Source organism: Klebsiella sp. RHBSTW-00484 (assembly GCF_013705725.1).
Taxonomy (GTDB): domain Bacteria; phylum Pseudomonadota; class Gammaproteobacteria; order Enterobacterales; family Enterobacteriaceae; genus Klebsiella.
The window spans coordinates 3,614,571-3,633,430 of record NZ_CP055481.1 but is presented as its reverse complement, the minus strand read 5'-3'; the positions used below and the strand labels follow the sequence as shown (position 1 = coordinate 3,633,430).

Below are 18,860 nucleotides of genomic sequence, written 5' to 3'. Positions count from 1 at the left end.
GCCCGCTCCTGTAGGCCCGGTAAGGCGTTAGCCGCCACCGGGCAAACTGAGGGATCAGTCCTCGAAGAACCAGTAACCACTGTTGACCAGCGCCGCCAGCAGGGCGAGGAATGATGGGTCTTCCAGCGCATCGCCGAAATGGTCTGCCTTGAGCGAAAGGTGCGTTGCCATGGCATCCAGCGCCGGGCGGTGCGGGGAGTTAATTTGCTCGCCGTTGACGAACACCTCGCCATCGATACGCAGCACGCGCAGGCCACCGAGGCGCGCCAGCTTATCCCCCTGCTGCAGGGCGTCGTAAATCTCATCGGGCTGATACGGCGGCTCCGGCGGCGCGACGTCCAGCTCGTGACGGGACTGAGTAATAAACTCGCCAAACCACTGCTTAAAATGCTCCGGCTGGTTAATCAGCCCGAGCATCATTTCGCGCAGGCGATCCAGCTCGGCAGGCAAAATATCCGCCGGATGATCCCGCGACGGCACGTCCGGATCGGCGTAACGCTGGCTACCTAACTCGCGCTGTAAAACATAATCAGCAAAGCCGCTAAACAGTTCGCGGGCGTTAGGGGCGCGATAGCCAACGGAATAGTTGAGCGAGTTTTCCAGCGAATAGCCCTCATGCGGGAATCCCGGTGGAATATAGAGAATATCGCCTGGCTCCATCTCTTCATCAATAATCGCGTCAAACGGATCAACCTGCAGCAGATCCGGGTGCGGGCAGTGCTGCTTCATCGGCACCTTTTCGCCCACGCGCCAGCGACGACGACCGGTGCCCTGAATGATAAATACGTCGTATTGATCGAGATGGGGACCGACGCCGCCGCCAGGAACGGAAAATGAGATCATGAGATCGTCGATGCGCCAGTCGGGCAGGGCGCGGAACGGAGCCATCAGCGCCGCTGATGGCTCGTGCCAGTTGTTTACCGCCTGTACCAACAGCGACCAGTTATTCTCGCTCAGGTGATCGTAGCTCTCAAACGGACCGTGGCTGACCTGCCATTTGCCGTCCTGGTGGCTAACCAGGCGGCTGTCTACTTCGCTCTCCATGGCCAGTCCAGCCAGCTCATCCGGGCTTAAAGGATCGACGAAATTAGCAAAGCCACGTTTCAGTACTACCGGGCGTTTTTGCCAGTAGCGCTCGATAAAGTCGGGCCAGTTTAGCGTTAATTGATAATCCATAATTATATTCCACAGCAGGTGTTTGTTAGGGATTATAACGGATGCGGCACCTGCATGATGCAGGCGCCGTTAAAAAACTGACTGTTTTAGCTCTCTTTATCTTCTGGGTGCTGGCGACCAAAAATGACTTCCATGCAGGCTCCGCCGAGTAAGCTGTCCTCAGTCAGGATGCGGCCATCATACTGTTCAACGATATCGCGGGCGACGGCGAGGCCTACACCTTGTCCGGGGCGCAGGGTATCGGCGCGCTGACCGCGATCGAACACCGCGTTACGCATACTCTGGGGGATCCCTGGACCATCATCTTCAACCAGAATATGCAGGTGGTTGTCGTTGGACTGACGCACGGAGACTTCCACAAACTCCAGGCAATACTTGCAGGCGTTGTCGAGCACGTTGCCCATGACTTCCATAAAATCATTCTGTTCGCCGACGAAGCTGATTTCCGGTGAAATATCGAGGGTGATATTCACGCCTTTACGCTGATAGACCTTGTTTAGCGCCGAGGTCAGGCTATCAAGCAGTGGGGCAATTGGGTGAAGTTCGCGACTGAGGAGAGAACCGCCGCTGCGCATGCTGGCGCGATGGAGATAGTAACCAATCTGCTGCGAGATACGACTAATCTGTTCCAGCATCACCGGTTCGGCTTCATTGACGTTGAGCTTCCCGCCGCGCATCGAGCGCAGGGTGCTTTGCATCACCGCCAGCGGCGTTTTCAGGCTATGGGTCAGGTCGGTCAGGGTGGTGCGGTATTTGTCGTAGCGCTCGCGTTCACTTTTCAGCAGGCGGTTAAGGTTGCTGACCAGCCGGGTGAGCTCGCGGGTGGTGTTCGGATTGAGCATCTCACGGTGATGCTCTTCCAGTTCACGCACCTCTTTTGCCAGCGACTCGATAGGTCGCAGGCTCCACCATGCTGCTACCCATAGTAACGGGATCACCAGCAGCAGGTTGGCCGCCAGCACGTAGATAAACCAGCTCCACACCATATAGGAACGCTTAAGTTCCACCGGAATGGTATCGACGACCACGATACTCAACTGCGGCATCGTGCTGGTGGCGGGGTAAAGATTGATCGCCACCGAGTGGGTCATCTCGGAGTCGTCATCCTCTTCACGGATAGCGTCCAGCTGTTGCTGCACTTCCAGGTTATTGTGTTGCAGCATGCTACTGCTGTCGACATCGGCCTCAATCTCATGAAAACCGTTGTTTTTCAGCCACTCCGGCTGAATGCGTTTGGTGAGCCACGGCACGTCGTGCTGTGCCCATAAGAGTTTGCCGTTGGCGTCGTAAATCAGCGTCACTGTGGGGCTTTGCATATTGAGGTTTTCGGGAATATCGACCTCAATGGTGTTGTTTTCCCACTTTGCCAGCATATAGAACAGGTTGCTCTCGCCACGTAGCAGGCGAAAAGTGGTTTTATCGAAGCTTACGCTATAGCCGACCAGCGCCACCATTCCGTAAGACAGCGACAGCACCAGCACCACAGCGGCTGTCGCCAGCAGAAAGCGGACGCGAAGCGACAGCGGCAGAATATGCCGTAGCACGCCTTTCATCCGCGAAGTTCGAACAGATAGCCCTGGCCGCGGACCGTCGTAATCACATCCTGCGGATGCTCAGCCTGGATTTTCTTGCGCAGTCTTCCCATCAGTACATCAATGGTGTGGCTTTCGCGCAGTTCGGCGTCGGGATAGAGTTGCAGCATCAGCGAGTCTTTACTGACCACTTTGCCCCGGTTACGGATCAGCGTTTCCATAATGGTGTATTCGAAAGCGGTAAGCTTGATCGGTTGGCTGTTGACCGACAGTTCGCGGCGCGACAAATCAACCTGGAAAGGCGGGATGGAGATAACCTGTGAGGCCAGGCCGCTGTTACGCCGCAGCAGAGCCTGCATGCGGGCGGCGACCTCTTCGATATGAAATGGTTTGGTGACGTAGTCATCGGCCCCGGCGCTGAGAACTTCGACCTTGTCCTGCCACCCTTCACGTGCGGTGAGCACCAGAATCGGCACCGAGACGTCGTGACCGCGCCAGCGGCGAATCAGCGACAGGCCGTCCTCATCCGGCAGGCCAAGATCAACAATAGCGATGTCCGGAACGTGTTCACCCAGATAGTAATCTGCTTCCTTCGCATCTTCCGCCGCATCTACCTGATGGCCCAATTCCTGCAACTGAACTTTCAGGTGATGGCGCAGCAGAGCATTGTCCTCAACCACGAGTACGCGCATGCCAGTTCTCCATTTTATTTTCGATTTGAATAGTTTAACGCTGATTATGTTGCCGTGTGGATAAACATTGGGTAAACCGCTCAGGAGAGCACTCGTTTTCCGTCAGCGCACTCCTTCAGATAACAGTGAGGATAGGCTCAATACTCATCATCCATCTTTCCACGAGGTAACCTTCCGATATGATACGGCGTAGAGCAAAAAGAGAGAGAAACAGTGTTTAAATATCAGGCAGGGAACGCAATTTTAAAGCCCTCTCTCGCGGTGGAAAGAGGGCGGAGGGCTTATTTCAGTTCGTCAACCATGGTGGTCGCGCGGCCGATATAGTTGGCCGGAGTCATCGCCTTCAGGCGAACTTTCTCATCTTCCGGCAGCGCCAGGCTGTCGATGAACTGCTGCATGCCTTCAGCGTCAACGCGCTTGCCGCGGGTCAGTTCTTTGAGCTTCTCGTACGGCTTTTCGATGCCGTAGCGGCGCATGACGGTCTGAATCGGTTCGGCCAGAACTTCCCAGTTGTGATCCAGCTCGTCCAGAAGACGGTCCTGATTCAGCTCCAGCTTGCTCACGCCTTTTAGGGTGGACTGATAGGCGATCAGCGCGTAGCCGATACCCACGCCGAGGTTACGCAACACGGTGGAGTCGGTCAGATCGCGCTGCCAGCGGGAAACCGGTAGCTTGCTCGCCAGGTGCTGCATCATCGCATTAGCCAGACCGAGGTTGCCTTCGGAGTTCTCGAAGTCAATCGGGTTCACTTTATGCGGCATGGTTGAAGAGCCGATTTCGCCAGCAATGGTTTTCTGCTTGAAATGGTTGAGCGCGATATAGCCCCACACGTCGCGATCGAAATCGATCAGGATGGTGTTGAAGCGTGCCATGCAGTCGAACAGCTCGGCGATGTAGTCATGTGGCTCAATCTGGGTGGTATACGGGTTCCACTGGATGCCCAACGAGGTCACAAACTCTTCGCTGAACTGGTGCCAGTCCACTTCGGGGTAGGCGACAATGTGGGCGTTGTAGTTACCGACCGCGCCGTTGATTTTACCGAGGATTTCAACCTGGTTTAGCTGACGATACTGGCGTTCCATACGGTAAGCAACGTTCGCCATCTCTTTACCCATGGTGGACGGCGTGGCCGGCTGACCGTGGGTACGGGAGAGCAGCGGAATATCGCGATACTGTACCGCGAGGTCTTTGACCGCGTCGATAAGCTTACGCCAGTAGGGCAGGATCACTTCGTCGCGTGCGGTTTTCAGCATCAGCGCGTGGGACAGATTGTTGATGTCCTCAGAGGTGCAGGCGAAGTGGATAAACTCGGAGACTGCGTGCAGCTCGGCCACATCAGCGACCTTTTCCTTGAGGAAATACTCAACCGCTTTAACGTCGTGGTTGGTGGTGCGCTCGATAGTTTTGATGCGCTCTGCATCTTCTACGCTGAAATCGGTGACAATTTTATCAAGGTAACCGATTGCGTCGGCAGCAAAAGCAGGAACTTCCTTGATCGCTGCGTGCGTGGCCAGTTTTTGCAGCCAACGAACTTCTACCTGAACACGGAATTTCAGCAAACCGAATTCGCTGAAGATACCGCGCAGCGCGCTGACTTTATCGCCGTAGCGTCCGTCGACTGGGGAAACGGCGGTCAGTGAGGATAATTCCATAGATCATAACTCCGGGGTTAAATGAGCAAGAATTTGTTTTGCCTGGTTAACCAGACGATTACGAGAAAACATCAGCTGCAGCCGTCCACCGCCTACCTGGTGCCAGAGCACGGCGGCGCGAATGCCCGCCAGCAGGGTGGAGCGAACTTTGGCCTGTACCTGTGGGCTTTGCAGCACGGCAGGGGAGCCGGTTACCTGAATCCGCGGGCCCAGCGGGCTAATCACATCAACGTAGATGCCCGCCATCGCGCTGAGCAGGGTTTCAGATTGCAGATCGAAATGTTCCAGCTGACGGCGCAGGCCGCCAATGCGGTCACCGAGGGTATTCATCGCCCCTTTGCTGGCAGCAAGCTTACGCTCCAGCACCATCAGGCTTAAAGTATAGCGGGTGAGTTCGGCATTCAGTCCCTGACGGCTGCTGGTGTTCAGCACGCCGATGAGGGTTTCTAGTCCGAGGCGAAGATTGGCTTCACTGCCACCGAACACCGCCAGAGTCGAATCCGGGTCGAGGTCGATGATGCTGTTCAGCGACACATGCAGGGCATCGCCATCGCAATGTCCCTGGTGCGCCAGTTCCTGAACCAGACGCGCGGCCTGGCAAACTCCGGCCAGCGCCAGCGTAATGTCATAATAATTCTTCGCCACACATTCTCCTTGTAAACCACCGGACGCCCGATTGGTACATCCAGCGGCAAAAACGTCTGTCAGGCCTGCAGCGGCAAGCGTTGTTCAATAATACCGCCACCGAGGCAGATTTCGCCGCTGTAGAAGACCGCTGACTGGCCAGGCGTAACGGCCGCGACCGGTTCGTCAAAGATAACTTCGATACGTTCGTCATCCAGCGCCTTCACGGTGCAGGGGATATCGGTCTGGCGATAGCGGGTTTTTACCGTGCAGCGCAGGGTGCCCGTTACCGGCTCGCGGTCGACCCAGTGCAGCTGTTGGGCAATCAGGCCAACTGACATCAGACGCGGATGCTCGTGGCCCTGAGCCACGATAAGAATATTATTCTCGACATCTTTATCGACCACGTACCACGGGTCTTCGCCACCGTCTTTGATGCCGCCAATACCCAGGCCTTTACGTTGCCCAAGCGTGTGGTACATCAAACCCTGATGCTCGCCGACTTCATCACCGTCAACGGTGATGATTTTGCCCGGCTGAGCAGGCAGGTAGCGGCCAAGGAACTCGCGGAATTTACGTTCGCCGATAAAGCAGATGCCGGTGGAGTCTTTTTTCTTCGCGGTGATTAAATCCAGCTCTTCAGCGATTTTGCGCACCTGCGGTTTTTCCAGCTCACCCACCGGGAACAGGCTTTGCGCGATCTGCTCGTGACCCAGAGTATAAAGGAAGTAGCTCTGGTCTTTATTGCCGTCGAGGCCGCGCAGCAGCTGACTCTTACCGTTGACATCGGCGCGGCGCACGTAGTGACCGGTGGCGATGTAGTCAGCACCGAGGTCTTCAGCGGCAAATTCGAGGAAGGCTTTAAATTTAATTTCTTTGTTACACAGAATATCCGGGTTCGGCGTGCGTCCGGCTTTATATTCTTCAAGGAACAGTTCGAACACGTTGTCCCAATATTCTGCGGCAAAGTTAACGGTGTGAAGCTCAATGCCGAGCTTATCGCAGACGGCTTGCGCGTCCGCCAGATCTGCTGCTGCGGTGCAATATTCCTCGCCGTCGTCTTCTTCCCAGTTCTTCATGAACAGGCCTTCCACCTTATAACCTTGCTGGAGAAGCAGGTAAGCGGAAACTGAGGAATCAACCCCGCCGGACATGCCGACGATCACTTTTTTCTGGCTTTCTGACATTGGAATACTCACTACATTGAACTTCGAGGCGGCGTATTCTAGCACGCGTCTCCCGTTCAGGCACCCCCTGTGAACGGCCAGTTAAATTCGCCAATTAACGACAGAGGGTAACGTGGATCTTGCTGGTAGCTGCGGATGCTCTCGGCAACTAATTGAGAACGCAGGTTTGCCGCGTTAAGGATTTCCTCAGCACTAAGCCACAGGCAGCGGTCAATATCGCTGTCATGAGGTTCAGTGGCGCACGTATCGTTAAGCTCAATGGCGAACAAAAAACGCAAAAAAGGCGTGCGATCCGGGGCTATCCACTGATGCATGCGGATAAAATGCTGTGGTGTCGCGCGGATGCCGGTCTCTTCCCACAGTTCGCGTTCTGCGGCCTGCACCAGCGTTTCATCGGCCTCCAGATGCCCCGCAGGCTGGTTCCATAACGCTTTGCCATTGATCGTTTCTTCAACAACCAAAAATTTGCCTTTCGCGTGAACTACGCAGGCGACGGTGACGTGCGGTTTAAACATATTGCATCCTTATTATGGTTCGAACCCTTCTGCGACATCCGGCCAGCGAATTTCGCCGCTGAGCTTATCAACGCTTATATAAGCCACCGCCGGCGATGTTTCCGGGTCGCCTGCGCCGCGACACTGCGCGGACTGGTGATCTTCACGCACAATCATCTGGATCTCTTTTTCCGTATTCCAGCTTTCATAAAATATACAGCTATAGTCGTGACGTAAATTAAGCGTTACCAGGCGCGATGCTTTGTCCGTTGATAAGGGATTGATATCCTCACGGTAGCTATCGCCACGGTTTAGGGGCGTGAGCCGGGATTTTTTCAGCCAGCCGCGCACGATATGGCGATCGGCGGTGTAATAAACGGCCTCGATAAAATCATCGTTGGATTGTTCCTGGATGGAAACAGTATCCCCGCGCAGGAGGAAAACGCTGCTGCTGCGACACTGTTGGTTCGGCACGGAGTAGAACCACGCCCGGCCGGAGCCTTGTATTTGATAGTGGTTATCCTGAGCCGGAGCGAGACTTTCGCGCTGTCGCATCGCTTTATTTGCCCATTTCTGACACTGGCTGCTGACGGGCAGGGGATGATTCTCTGGTGCCAATCCGCCAGCATTTACCCAGCCGGTGGCGAATTGTCCTTTGGCATCGCGAAAACGTACGTATCGATACTGCTGATCCGCAGAGTCACCCAGCGCAATACTGCGGAGTATCTCGACGTTGTCGCCAGCAATCAGAAACGCCGGGAGCGAACATTTGGTTGCGGGAGCCGAGTAGAAATGCAGTCGACCCCCGGTTTTTACCTGGGCTGAATCATAGAGGTAATTGGCCTCTCCGGCGGCGATACCGGCAAGGGTATCGCAGTTATCCTCTGCAAAACAAAGTGATGAGATGCAGCAGAGACCTAATGTACCAAGAAGGGCTAAACGCATATTTTTCTTCCCTGAAATGAACTTATGCTGCTTTTGGATTGGATTATTCGACCTTTCGCCATTCGCCGTTGGTCAGTCCATCCAGCGTATAGCCGCCCATCGCATAACGAATCAGGCGCAGCGTGGGATAGCCGACGTGTGCGGTCATTCTGCGAACCTGACGGTTGCGCCCCTCATAAAGCGTGATTTTTAGCCAGCTGGTGGGGATCGACTTGCGCTCGCGGATTGGTGGATTTCGCGGCCATAGCCACGCGGGTTCCTCAACCAGCTCAACGCAAGCGGGCAGGGTCGGGCCATCATTTAATGTGACGCCGTCTCGCAGGGCGACCAGTGCCTCCTGCGTCGGCTCACCTTCAATCTGAACATAATATATCTTGCCGGTGCGTTTGCCTGGCTGAGTCAGCGCCGCCTGTAGCGCGCCGTCGTTGGTCAGTACCAGCAGGCCTTCGCTATCCCGGTCCAGCCGACCAGCAGCATAGACTCCAGCAACCGGAATAAAATCTTTTAGCGTGCTGCGCCCGGATTCATCGGTAAATTGTGGCAACACATCATATGGTTTATTGAACAAGATCACAGTTTTTGGTTGGTGTTCTTTACGTTGTCTGGTGACTTGTTGCTTGCTGAATCGCTCAACGCGATGTTTTCTAAATGAAGTTTTTTGCATGGTATTTTCAGACTCTATCAATTGCCGCATTATAGCCTAATTACGAATGCCTTTCATGGACGCAAACATTCAGGTAGTATTGACATGCTCATTACAACTTATTAACAAAAAGGTTGCTCAAACCGATTCGCATTACAGGAAGGCGACACGGACGCGAAATCTCCGGTTAACGGGATATTCCGATGACGGGAGTGGGCGAATAAAGCCAACGCCCGGCTAGCGTGAAGAGGGAAGAGCAGAACCAGAAGCGCTCGAAGGAGAGGTTAATGGAAAGCAAAGTAGTAGTTCCGGCGGAAGGTCAAAAAATCACCCTGCAAAACGGCAAACTGAACGTCCCTCATAACCCGATTATCCCGTTCATCGAAGGCGATGGTATCGGTGTTGACGTAACCCCAGCAATGCTGAAAGTGGTTGATGCTGCCGTTGAGAAAGCCTATAAGGGCGAGCGTAAAATTTCCTGGATGGAAGTTTACACCGGCGAAAAATCGACCCAGGTTTATGGCCAGGATGTCTGGCTGCCTGCCGAAACTCTTGATCTGATTCGTGATTATCGTGTTGCTATCAAAGGCCCTCTGACCACGCCAGTTGGCGGCGGTATTCGTTCTCTGAACGTTGCTTTGCGTCAGGAACTGGACCTCTACGTTTGCCTGCGCCCGGTACGTTACTACCAGGGTACGCCGAGCCCGGTTAAACATCCTGAACTGACCGACATGGTTATCTTCCGCGAAAACTCAGAAGACATCTATGCAGGTATCGAGTGGAAAGCTGACTCAGCAGAAGCCGATAAAGTGATCAAATTCCTGCGTGATGAAATGGGCGTGAAGAAAATTCGCTTCCCGGAACATTGCGGTATTGGTATCAAGCCATGCTCTGAAGAAGGCACCAAACGCCTGGTTCGTGCAGCTCTTGAATACGCTATTACTAACGATCGCGATTCCCTGACCCTGGTGCACAAGGGCAACATCATGAAGTTCACCGAAGGCGCGTTTAAAGACTGGGGTTACCAGCTGGCACGCGAAGAGTTCGGCGGTGAACTGATTGACGGCGGCCCGTGGCTGAAGATCAAAAACCCGAACACCGGGAAAGAGATCGTAGTTAAAGACGTGATCGCTGACGCCTTCCTGCAGCAGATCCTGCTGCGTCCGGCGGAATACGACGTTATCGCGTGTATGAACCTGAACGGTGACTACATCTCTGACGCCCTGGCGGCGCAGGTTGGCGGTATCGGTATCGCTCCGGGCGCGAACATCGGCGACGAGTGTGCACTGTTCGAAGCGACCCACGGCACTGCACCGAAATATGCAGGCCAGGATAAAGTGAACCCAGGTTCTATTATTCTGTCCGCTGAGATGATGCTGCGCCACATGCAGTGGTTTGAAGCCGCAGACTTAATCGTTAAAGGCACTGAAGGCGCAATTGCTGCCAAGACCGTGACCTATGACTTTGAGCGTCTGATGGAAGGCGCTAAGCTGCTGAAATGTTCAGAGTTTGGCGACGCGATTATCGCGAACATGTAATCCAGACTTTGGGTTAAAATAAATATCCTCCGGCATAGCCGGAGGTTTTTCATATGCGCCTATAAGGCTCTGTTGCCAGCCGCGCCCTAACAGGCGCATCGCGATCTGACATTTGCATTTATGGATTACTTACGGCCCGTAAACGGGCTGCCCGGATAGGGGATCGAGAGTTGCTCACCCATTTTATCCTCTTCCAACTGGTGCTTTATGTATTCTTGTATCCTGGCTGTATTTTTCCCAACCGTATCAACGTAATACCCTCGGCACCAGAATTCCCTGTTACGGTATTTGAACTTCAAATCGCCAAACTGCTCATAAAGCATCAGGCTGCTCTTTCCCTTCAGGTATCCCATAAAGCCCGACACACTCATTTTGGGCGGGATTTCCAAAAGCATATGGATGTGATCCACACAGCATTCTGCTTCCAAAATATTCACGTTTTTCCATTCGCACAGCTTTCTTAAGATACTGCCTATCGCTTTGCGCTTTTCCCCGTAGAACACCTTTCTTCGGTACTTCGGCGCAAAAACTATGTGATATTTACAGTTCCATCGCGTGTGCGCTAAGCTCTTTTCGTCCCTCATTGGGACCCCCTTTTGATTTCTTGTTGAACGTTTGCAGTTGCCAGACCGCAAACTGTTTTAACAAATCAAAAGGGGTTTTTATAACTGGCTCAAAGCTGAAAGCTTTACAGAACCTCCAGCCTAGCTGGAGGTTTTCTGTGCACAACAAAGAAACAGCGGACCAGCCGCTGTTTCTTTTTGTTTATAATAAGAACGGGAGCCGATGGGCTCCCGTTTTTTATTAGCATCAGTGTTTCTTCCCCAAAATTCTTATCCAAAAACCGACGAACAGCATCCACGGGGAAACATCCGAGACTTTGATTTCCAGGCCAAAGGGATCTAACAAAACTACATACCCGTTTATCAACATGAGCTGATCTTCTTTTTCCTCAAGGAACATCCCTGATATAAAATATTTACATTTTGAAATGTGTCCCGTATGTTTACTTTGATTTTGGATGTATTTCAACTTTTTACAGGAGTTAAAGTGAAAGATTTATTGGGTTTTGACCATCTGATTACACCTAAAGTGTTGGTGTTTTTATACTGGTTACTTATGGTGCTTATACTCGTTGGTGGCGTTTTCTCGATGTTTAGCGGGCAATTGATCACAGGATTTTTCGGTACAATTTTTAGTCTGATTGGTTGCCGGGTAATGTTCGAACTCATCATGGTCGCTTTCAAAAATAATGAATATCTGCGTCGCATTGCAGAGAGCTCAGAACAGTCAAAGTAACTATTCAGTTGCTTGAGCAATATCGCTCATGACAGGTCTTCCAGAACGGACACACTGTTATGAGCGAAATTATTCAACCCCGCATTCGCGAGATGATTCACTCTTCCTCACGTTAAAAAAACTCATCGAGCATCATGTGAAACTGCAATTTTTTCCTGTCGGGATGAGTAATGCCATATGTTTGAAAAAGTCTTTCCTGTAATGAAGGTGAAAACTCACCGAGACAGTTCCAGAGGATAGCAAGATCCTGATATCGATCCGCGATGCCCACTCGTCCAACATCAATACAACCAATCACTTCACCCTCACAAAAAATAAGGTTATCAAGTGAGAAGTCACCATGTGTCACTACGGGATCGGGTGAAAAGGGTAAAAGGCTATGCATTTCTTTCCAGACTTGTTCAACAGACCAGCCGCTGCGTTCATCATCAAAATCACTGGCATCAACCAGATCGTTATTCATTCGTTCTTGTGCCAATGCGAGCCGAAATAGGTGATCGCTGTTAAAAGGGCAGTGACTTACAGGGATCATATGTAACCGACGCAGGAATACCGCCAGTGCATCAACAATATCAGTACGGGCATCAGGGTATTCTTCTAACATCTGGAATGCCGTCTTTCCTGGTATCGCCGTTGTTAGTAACCAGGCCTCATTAGAGGTACGGGTAAAATGCTTAATGGTCGGAAGGGGTAAATAGGCCGCCAGCCAGTTGAGTCTGACCATTTCATCGGTAATATCATCAGCAACGGTACCTGCGCCATGCTTCAGATACAATTCCGGTGCATCAGGCTTACCATACAATCGATATATTGCCGCACCTGATTGGCCGACATTATCGCGTGCCCATTTATATCCATGCAACTCAGCATCAAGATCTGGATTTAATCGCATGGCTGGGCAGGACGTTTCCCGCTGAATATGACTCATAACACTCCGTTGTTTTACTAATTATGAAAGCCGACTGTATTATTGTTCATGATGATATAATTTAATCTATTGCATTATCAATTACCAGTCACTAAGGATACTGTCACTAGCACCCATGTTGTGATAGCTTACAGGCCACTGTTCACCTGTACTGAGGTCATTATGGATTCTGATTTACTACATCAAGCAATTGAATTGAGGAAACAGGGTAAAATTGAAGAAAGCAGGCAGTTTTTGTTGTCGCTGGTTGATTCAATTGGATCTAAGGGTTCGGTTTATCTGAATATAGCCTGGTCATATGATAACCAGGGGATGGAAAAAGAAGCGCTTAATTATTATATTTTATCTTTGGGTGAAAAGCTCTCAGGTGAAGATAAGTTTGAGGCGACTTTTGGTTTAGCCTGTACGTATAGATGTCTTGGTGAATTACAGAAAGCAGAATCTATTTTTAATCAATTACGCCGCGAGTATCCTGATGCATCAGAAGTGATACCTTTCTATGCTTTATGCTTATCTTCTCTTGGCCGGAAAGATGATGCGATTAGGCTTCTTTTTGATCTGATGCTTGAAAACCCACCTACAGAGGCAATACGGTCCTATAGTAGGGCTCTCTCAGAGTATATTAATGCTGAATGTTCGAAGCCGATATGAATCTCAATCGCTTCTGTTATTTGCTCCTGGCTATCGCGGCGGTTGGAAGCCTATTTACCCCGTATTCCTGTGCCATATGGCTTCTGCTCGTTAACATCCTGACGCTGGTCGTTTACGGCGTGGATAAAATGGCGGCACGCAAGGCTTGGCGCAGAGTACCGGAACTCACCTTGCTGGTATTTGGGGTTATGGGAGGGTGGCCTGGCGCGATAGTGGGTCAACAGCTCTTTCGCCATAAAACGCAAAAGCAGCCATTTAAAACCTACTTTATCATCAGCGTGATATTGAATATCTCAGCGATGGTGGCGGTTTACCAGTTTGATCTGTTTTCTCCTTTTTCCGCTCCCTGAATATTCACGGAGTTTTCTTTCACAGCGGTAGCCGCACGATAAACGTTTCAGATATTCCCGGTTATCTCAGGCAGTAATTGTTCGATCACACTAATAATGCTTCTGACCCTTTGCGGGATAAAACGGGCATCGGGATAGACGGCATAGAGGAAACGGTCAGGTAACCGCCAGGCGGGTAATACCGGAACCAGTGTACCGGATCGTAAAGCCCTGGCCGCGAGCGGTCGCTGCATGCCGCCGATACCGATGCCTGACTCCAGTGCCAGTAACAGCGCTTCACTGGTGTTGGCACGAAAAACGGTATTGACCTTCACATCGATAGTCTCATCAGCAGAAATTAAGCGTAGCGGTGCTTCCTGTGCGATGCCGCTGAACCGTACATGAGGAAGTCCAGTCAACTTGCTCACAGTATCCACGGGTTTAAAACCGGGGGCAGCAAAAAGCGCCGTTTCAATGCGCGCCAGCACGCGCGCCGCATGTGCCTGCGGGGGCTCACTGCTGAGGCGCAGCGCGATATCAACCCCTTCAGTCACAAGGTCAGCAACGCGGTCATCAAGTGAGATCGTAAGATGCAGCTCTGGATTCGTGGTCTGAAGCGCCAGCAGATGTGGCAAAAAGATCTGGCCCAGACCGCTCGGCAACTGCATATGTACCTTGCCTTGCCATAGATGGTCGGGGTTCAGTCGCCTCTCTGCTTCCCGCATGGCCTCCAACAAAAGCTGCATATCACGTCGATAAATTTCTCCCTGTTCAGTCAGCGCCATTACTCGCGTTGTTCGATGCAGCAACACCACGCCGAGCTCTTCCTCAAGCGCGGCAATCTGCTGGCTGACCGCCGATTGTTTGATACCGCTCTGACGGGCTGCCGCAGAAAAGGAGCCTGCTTCAGCCACGCGCAAGAAGGTGGCAATCGCATTGAGCTTATTGTTCATTTAATGATTTTTCTTATAAGTGTCATCAGTTTCATGGGATATGTGTGAAAAAAATAATATATCACACTGTATCTGTCACCTTCTCTGGAGAAACACCATGAATAAGATGCAGCAACAAAAGGTCGCGCTGGTTGCCGGCGCCAGCGGGATTGTCGGTAGGCAACTTGTCAAAACGCTCCTGCACAATAAGTGGGAGGTTATCGGCTTGAGCCGCCAGGCGTCATCCCACCCTGATGGCATTCCGATAATCAACGTCGACTTATTGGATGCACAGCACAGCGCCCAAAGACTGCAATCCCTCAGCGGCATCACCCATATTTTTTACAGCGCCTGGATGAATGCCGCGAACTGGACAGAAATGGTTGAACCGAATGTCACCATGCTGCGCAACCTGGTGAGTAACATTGAGAAAACGGCCCCGCTACAGACCGTAAGCCTGATGCAGGGCTACAAAGTCTACGGCGCGCATCTTGGGCCATTCAAAACCCCAGCGCGCGAAAGCGATCCTGGCGTACCTGGCGCGGAATTTAACGCTGCTCAACTCGCATGGCTTAGCGATTTTCAGCATGGAAAAACGTGGCACTGGAATGCCATCAGGCCGGGCGTGGTGGGTAGCGCAGTGCCCGGTAATGTTATGAACCTCGCTTTGAGCATCGCACTGTATGCGTCTTTGTGTAAGGCGCAGAATTTACCTTTGCGCTTTCCCGGCTCGGAACAAACCTGGCACAGCATCGTTGATCATACTGATGCCGGATTGTTGGCGGAGGCGACGCTGTGGGCAGCAACCTCACCGATGGCAGAGAATCAGGCATTCAACGTGAATAACGGTGACGTCTGGCGTTGGAGTGAGTTGTGGCCGCATATCGCGCGCTGGTTTGAGCTGGAATGCGCCCCGCCGGTCAGACTGTCATTTCACCAGTTATTTAAGGACTATCGCGCACAATGGCGCGAACTTGCCGGGAGCAGACTGGTGGAAGCGGACATCTTGCAGCTAAACGACGGGAAGTTTGCCGATTTTGTGTTTAGCTGGAATTACGACATGTTTGGTGACGGTAGCAAATTGCGCCGGGCAGGCTTTACTCGCATGCAGGCAACCGACGACATGTTTTTCAGCCTGTTCGCGCAATTGAGATCCGCGTGTATTATCCCCTGACAAGGTATTACGCAGCAGATTGCAGATAATGCAGGCCCTCGCTGAGATGGGGGCCTGAATGTGTCCGGACGGCGCAGTGAGGGGGGAGAAAATGACAATAAGAATTTTAAAGGAAGCGTTATGGATACAGGCAAGTTAAGTTTCTGGTTGAATCGTTGGGATCTCATCGCGGACGGCAACCCATTTATCACGCATACCTCAAAGCTACTCCCGGTTAAAACAGCAGCACATGGTATTAAGGCCATGCTGAAAGTGACTGATGATGCGGATGAGCAAACCGGGAACGCCCTCATGACATGGTGGGAAGGTAACGGTGCAGCAAAGGTTATTGCGCATGAAAACGAAGCAATTCTACTCGCCCGTGCGACAGGCTCTGCGTCACTGGCAACGATGTCGAGAAAAGGTCAGGATAATGAAGCCTGTCGCATTTTGTGCGCCACGGCTAACAGGCTTCATCAACCCTCCACGAGACCCTTGCCCCGGTTAACAACTCTGTATGAATGGTTTTCTTCACTAAAACCAGCAGCTCTGAAATATGGTGGCACCCTGACAATTTGTGCGGAGACCTCAGAAGAATTGCTTTCGTCTCCACGCGATGTCGTTGTGTTACATGGTGACTTACACCACGGTAATGTGCTCGATTTTGAGACGTCTGGCTGGTTGGCCATCGATCCAAAAGGGCTTATAGGTGAACGAGGGTTCGACTTTGCCAATATTTTCACTAACCCGGATCTTGATAATCAAGTGCCGCGTGTAGCGACTGTTCCAGAAATATTTAAACAACGACTAAGTATCGTTACCGAGACGGCGGGCCTGGACAGAGAGCGCCTTCTCAAATGGATCATTTCATGGTGCGGGCTATCAGCAGCATGGTCCCTCGAAAGTAACGGCGATGTATCGACAACATTAAAAGTCGCTGAGTTGGCAATTAGTGCCCTTGAGCAGTGAGCAGAAGCTCAACCTGGCCTGCATTCGGCGCAGCGCAATCATACCACTCATCGGCGGTATTGAACTGAATGATCACCATGACATCATCCGGGCGAATACCCAGCGTCTCTGCCGCCCCCAGGTCGCGCTGCATTAGCGGGAGGAGAGGGTTCTAAGAACGCCACTCACTCCGCTTTCAACATCCCAAAGCTCACAATCCTTGAACGCCCCAGCTCTTTTGCCCGGTAGAGCGCCGCATCCGCCGCGCGCAGCAGGCTATCGCTTTGGGTATGCTGTGGGTAGCTGGCGATGCCGATGGAGACATCAACCTGACCCATCTCAGCCAGTCCATAGCGTAAGGTCAGCAGATGTACGCTGTTATAAATATCGGTAGCACAGGCCATAGCGGCCTCTTCGTTGGTTCCAGCCAGCAGCACCAGGAACTCTTCGCCGCCGTAGCGGAAGGCCATCCCGATATCACGCACTGCACGCTGGATGATCGCGGCGACGCTTTTAATCACCAGATCGCCCGCCTCGTGGCCGTAATTATCATTGATTGCCTTAAAGTGATCGATATCGATCATCAGACAGCTTAGCGGCGTACCGTTGCGCACGGCCAGATTCATCTGCGTGTGCAGAGCATCGTCCAGATGATGGCGGTTACGCAATCCAGTGAGCGAATCGAACAGCGCTTTTTCCAGTAGCGCGTTACGTAAACGCTGGTTAGCCAACGCCAGCCCCAGCGCTTCGGCCATCAGTTCGAGATAGGCGCGAGAAGGGGCTGTGGAAGGGGTTACGTTGCGGAATGAAAGCAGGCCAATGGCTTCGCCCTGGGCAATGAGCGGCACGCACAGCGATTGGTTAGCCTGCGCGTGCGGCAGGTGGTAGCAGGCAATGTCTGGCTCGCCATTTACCGGAGGGTGGCTCAGCCCGCGCCGAACGGCCCAGCAGTTGTCGGGATGGAAAACACCAGGTTCATCCGGCGGCGACAGCCACTGCGCGACGCAGCGCATCTGCCAGGGATCGGTATCGAGGATATAGAGTCGGCCGGGGATCTCAGGGGCGATATTCGGCGCGAACAGCTCAGCAACCTTGATGACATCCTCGAAGGACTCGCAGCCTTGTAGCCGCTGGGTCATCCGCGCCAGCAGTTCCCGAATAGCCCAGTCGGCATCGCGCTCTTGCTCAAGTCGCTGTCGCGCCAGACCGTTTTCGCGGAAGATACGAATCGCCTGGGCCATATCGCCAATTTCATCTATCTGGGTAAACTGCGGCGTTTCGACAGCGTAGTCCTGGGAAGCCAGCCGCTGCACGACATCGCTCAAGCGCACGACGGGATATAGCACCCGGCGTTTGAGAAGAAAACCCAGCACAAACAGGAACATTAGCGCTGTCAGTCCCACCATCACCTCGGAAAGGGTTCGCCAGATACGCGATTTCTCCGTGGCCTCGGAAATGGTTTTATTCACCCGGCCTTCAAGCATCAGACGAAAATGGTCAAGCTGCGTCTGCATCTGCTCAAGTTCTTGCTCGTAGGGAATGCCGTACAGTAAGTTTACCGCCTCTTCCTCTTCACCCCGATCGGCATGCTCCAGGGCCGTTTGCTGCTCATCTTGTAGTTCATCAGCTATCAGTAAACCGTCGCGCAGTAGCGCCAGTTCTTCAAGTGTTGCGCCGTTATCCTTTAGTTTTTCCAGTCGATGTTCAATGCCGATAATTTCTTGAACGCGCTGGCGATACCTTTGTAAAACATCCGGATTTTTTCTGATGATATACAGCCGCGTGAGGTCTGAAAGCTCCCAGGCGCCTCTTTCCACTTCTTCACTAAGCTGATCGAACTGCTGGCGCTGTTCGACGGCCTGGCGTTCGGCATTGTCCGCGCTGGAGGCCATCAGCATTGCGATGCCTGAAGCGAGGGTCAGGCCGACGGTGATCCCGTAGGCCCAGTTGGTCATGGTGGCGATTCTCACCGGATATATCCTTACGTGCAGATGAATTAATTATACCCGTCATACTCAAGTTGCTTATGTGTTGGCTACGTGCGCTCACCCCAGTCACATAGTTATCTATGCTCCTGGGGACTCCCTCCCTTGCCGCCTTTAAGCAACTCGAATTATTTAGGGTATATTTTTATTTA

General features: G+C 52.4%; 20 protein-coding genes. 6 read left to right on the top strand and 14 right to left on the bottom strand.

Annotation, left to right across the window (positions count from 1 at the left end):
* Positions 1–54: 54 nt before the first annotated feature.
* The 9 genes from HV213_RS17335 to rluE form a co-directional block, all read right to left on the bottom strand.
* Positions 55–1,176: a ribosomal protein uL16 3-hydroxylase gene (locus tag HV213_RS17335; RefSeq protein ID WP_110273634.1), complete on the bottom strand. Its 1,122-nt coding sequence runs from the start codon at positions 1,174–1,176 to the stop codon at positions 55–57.
* An 86-nt stretch (positions 1,177–1,262) separates the two neighbouring features.
* On the bottom strand, positions 1,263–2,729 hold the full coding sequence (gene phoQ / locus HV213_RS17330; RefSeq protein WP_181482656.1) for a two-component system sensor histidine kinase PhoQ: 1,467 nt from the start codon (positions 2,727–2,729) through the stop codon (positions 1,263–1,265).
* Positions 2,726–3,400 carry a two-component system response regulator PhoP gene (gene phoP, locus HV213_RS17325; RefSeq protein WP_181482655.1) on the bottom strand — a complete coding sequence of 225 codons (675 nt, stop codon included), beginning with the start codon at positions 3,398–3,400 and terminating at the stop codon, positions 2,726–2,728. Before phoP ends, phoQ begins: the two co-directional genes overlap by 4 nt.
* A 281-nt stretch (positions 3,401–3,681) precedes the next feature.
* Positions 3,682–5,052 (bottom strand): adenylosuccinate lyase, encoded by a 1,371-nt coding sequence (gene purB, locus HV213_RS17320; protein ID WP_181482654.1) that lies wholly within the window; start codon positions 5,050–5,052, stop codon positions 3,682–3,684.
* Positions 5,053–5,055: 3 nt separating this feature from the next.
* Complete coding sequence (hflD, locus tag HV213_RS17315) at positions 5,056–5,697, bottom strand: high frequency lysogenization protein HflD (protein WP_110273628.1); 642 nt, start codon at positions 5,695–5,697, stop codon at positions 5,056–5,058.
* Positions 5,698–5,756: 59 nt separating this feature from the next.
* Positions 5,757–6,863, bottom strand: coding sequence for a tRNA 2-thiouridine(34) synthase MnmA (mnmA, locus tag HV213_RS17310; protein WP_142515103.1), 1,107 nt, complete (start codon positions 6,861–6,863; stop codon positions 5,757–5,759).
* A 56-nt stretch (positions 6,864–6,919) separates the two neighbouring features.
* The gene (locus tag HV213_RS17305) at positions 6,920–7,378 is read right to left on the bottom strand and encodes an NUDIX hydrolase (protein WP_110273626.1); all 459 of its coding nucleotides are present in this window, start codon (positions 7,376–7,378) and stop codon (positions 6,920–6,922) included.
* Between the two features lie 12 nt (positions 7,379–7,390).
* A complete protein-coding gene (locus tag HV213_RS17300) occupies positions 7,391–8,302 on the bottom strand; it encodes a hypothetical protein (protein WP_181482653.1) in 912 nt (303 codons plus the stop codon).
* Positions 8,303–8,345: 43 nt separating this feature from the next.
* Positions 8,346–8,996 (bottom strand): 23S rRNA pseudouridine(2457) synthase RluE, encoded by a 651-nt coding sequence (gene rluE, locus HV213_RS17295; protein WP_181482652.1) that lies wholly within the window; start codon positions 8,994–8,996, stop codon positions 8,346–8,348.
* Between the two features lie 236 nt (positions 8,997–9,232).
* Between rluE and icd the strand changes: the two genes are divergently transcribed.
* On the top strand, positions 9,233–10,483 hold the full coding sequence (gene icd / locus HV213_RS17290) for an NADP-dependent isocitrate dehydrogenase (protein WP_110273623.1): 1,251 nt from the start codon (positions 9,233–9,235) through the stop codon (positions 10,481–10,483).
* Between the two features lie 125 nt (positions 10,484–10,608).
* Here the strand turns inward: icd and tnpA are convergent, their stop codons facing one another.
* Entirely contained in the window at positions 10,609–11,067 is a 459-nt protein-coding gene (gene tnpA / locus HV213_RS17285) for an IS200/IS605-like element IS1541B family transposase (RefSeq protein ID WP_141132629.1), read from the bottom strand.
* Between the two features lie 466 nt (positions 11,068–11,533).
* Between tnpA and HV213_RS17280 the strand changes: the two genes are divergently transcribed.
* Positions 11,534–11,782 (top strand): DUF4282 domain-containing protein, encoded by a 249-nt coding sequence (locus HV213_RS17280; protein ID WP_181486444.1) that lies wholly within the window; start codon positions 11,534–11,536, stop codon positions 11,780–11,782.
* A gap of 112 nt (positions 11,783–11,894) precedes the next feature.
* Here the strand turns inward: HV213_RS17280 and HV213_RS17275 are convergent, their stop codons facing one another.
* The gene (locus tag HV213_RS17275) at positions 11,895–12,710 is read right to left on the bottom strand and encodes an APH(3')-I family aminoglycoside O-phosphotransferase (RefSeq protein ID WP_181482651.1); all 816 of its coding nucleotides are present in this window, start codon (positions 12,708–12,710) and stop codon (positions 11,895–11,897) included.
* 162 nt (positions 12,711–12,872) lie between these two features.
* On the opposite strand from HV213_RS17275, the gene HV213_RS17270 reads away from it, so the two are divergent.
* Together HV213_RS17270 and HV213_RS17265 are read left to right on the top strand one after the other, a co-directional pair.
* Positions 12,873–13,361: a tetratricopeptide repeat protein gene (locus HV213_RS17270; protein WP_181482650.1), complete on the top strand. Its 489-nt coding sequence runs from the start codon at positions 12,873–12,875 to the stop codon at positions 13,359–13,361.
* Positions 13,358–13,711 (top strand): DUF1294 domain-containing protein, encoded by a 354-nt coding sequence (locus HV213_RS17265; protein ID WP_181482649.1) that lies wholly within the window; start codon positions 13,358–13,360, stop codon positions 13,709–13,711. The genes HV213_RS17270 and HV213_RS17265 overlap by 4 nt, the downstream gene beginning before the upstream one ends.
* A gap of 47 nt (positions 13,712–13,758) precedes the next feature.
* On the opposite strand, the gene HV213_RS17260 is transcribed toward HV213_RS17265, so the two are convergent.
* Positions 13,759–14,643: a LysR family transcriptional regulator gene (locus tag HV213_RS17260; RefSeq protein ID WP_181482648.1), complete on the bottom strand. Its 885-nt coding sequence runs from the start codon at positions 14,641–14,643 to the stop codon at positions 13,759–13,761.
* 97 nt (positions 14,644–14,740) lie between these two features.
* Between HV213_RS17260 and HV213_RS17255 the strand changes: the two genes are divergently transcribed.
* On the top strand, positions 14,741–15,796 hold the full coding sequence (locus tag HV213_RS17255; protein ID WP_181482647.1) for an SDR family oxidoreductase: 1,056 nt from the start codon (positions 14,741–14,743) through the stop codon (positions 15,794–15,796).
* 120 nt (positions 15,797–15,916) lie between these two features.
* The gene (locus tag HV213_RS17250) at positions 15,917–16,744 is read left to right on the top strand and encodes an aminoglycoside phosphotransferase family protein (RefSeq protein ID WP_181482646.1); all 828 of its coding nucleotides are present in this window, start codon (positions 15,917–15,919) and stop codon (positions 16,742–16,744) included.
* Here the strand turns inward: HV213_RS17250 and HV213_RS17245 are convergent.
* Complete coding sequence (locus HV213_RS17245; RefSeq protein ID WP_181486528.1) at positions 16,725–16,877, bottom strand: tautomerase family protein; 153 nt, start codon at positions 16,875–16,877, stop codon at positions 16,725–16,727. The genes HV213_RS17250 and HV213_RS17245 overlap by 20 nt on opposite strands.
* Before the next feature lie 31 nt (positions 16,878–16,908).
* A complete protein-coding gene (locus HV213_RS17240) occupies positions 16,909–18,693 on the bottom strand; it encodes a diguanylate cyclase (RefSeq protein ID WP_181482645.1) in 1,785 nt (594 codons plus the stop codon).
* Positions 18,694–18,860: the final 167 nt, after the last annotated feature.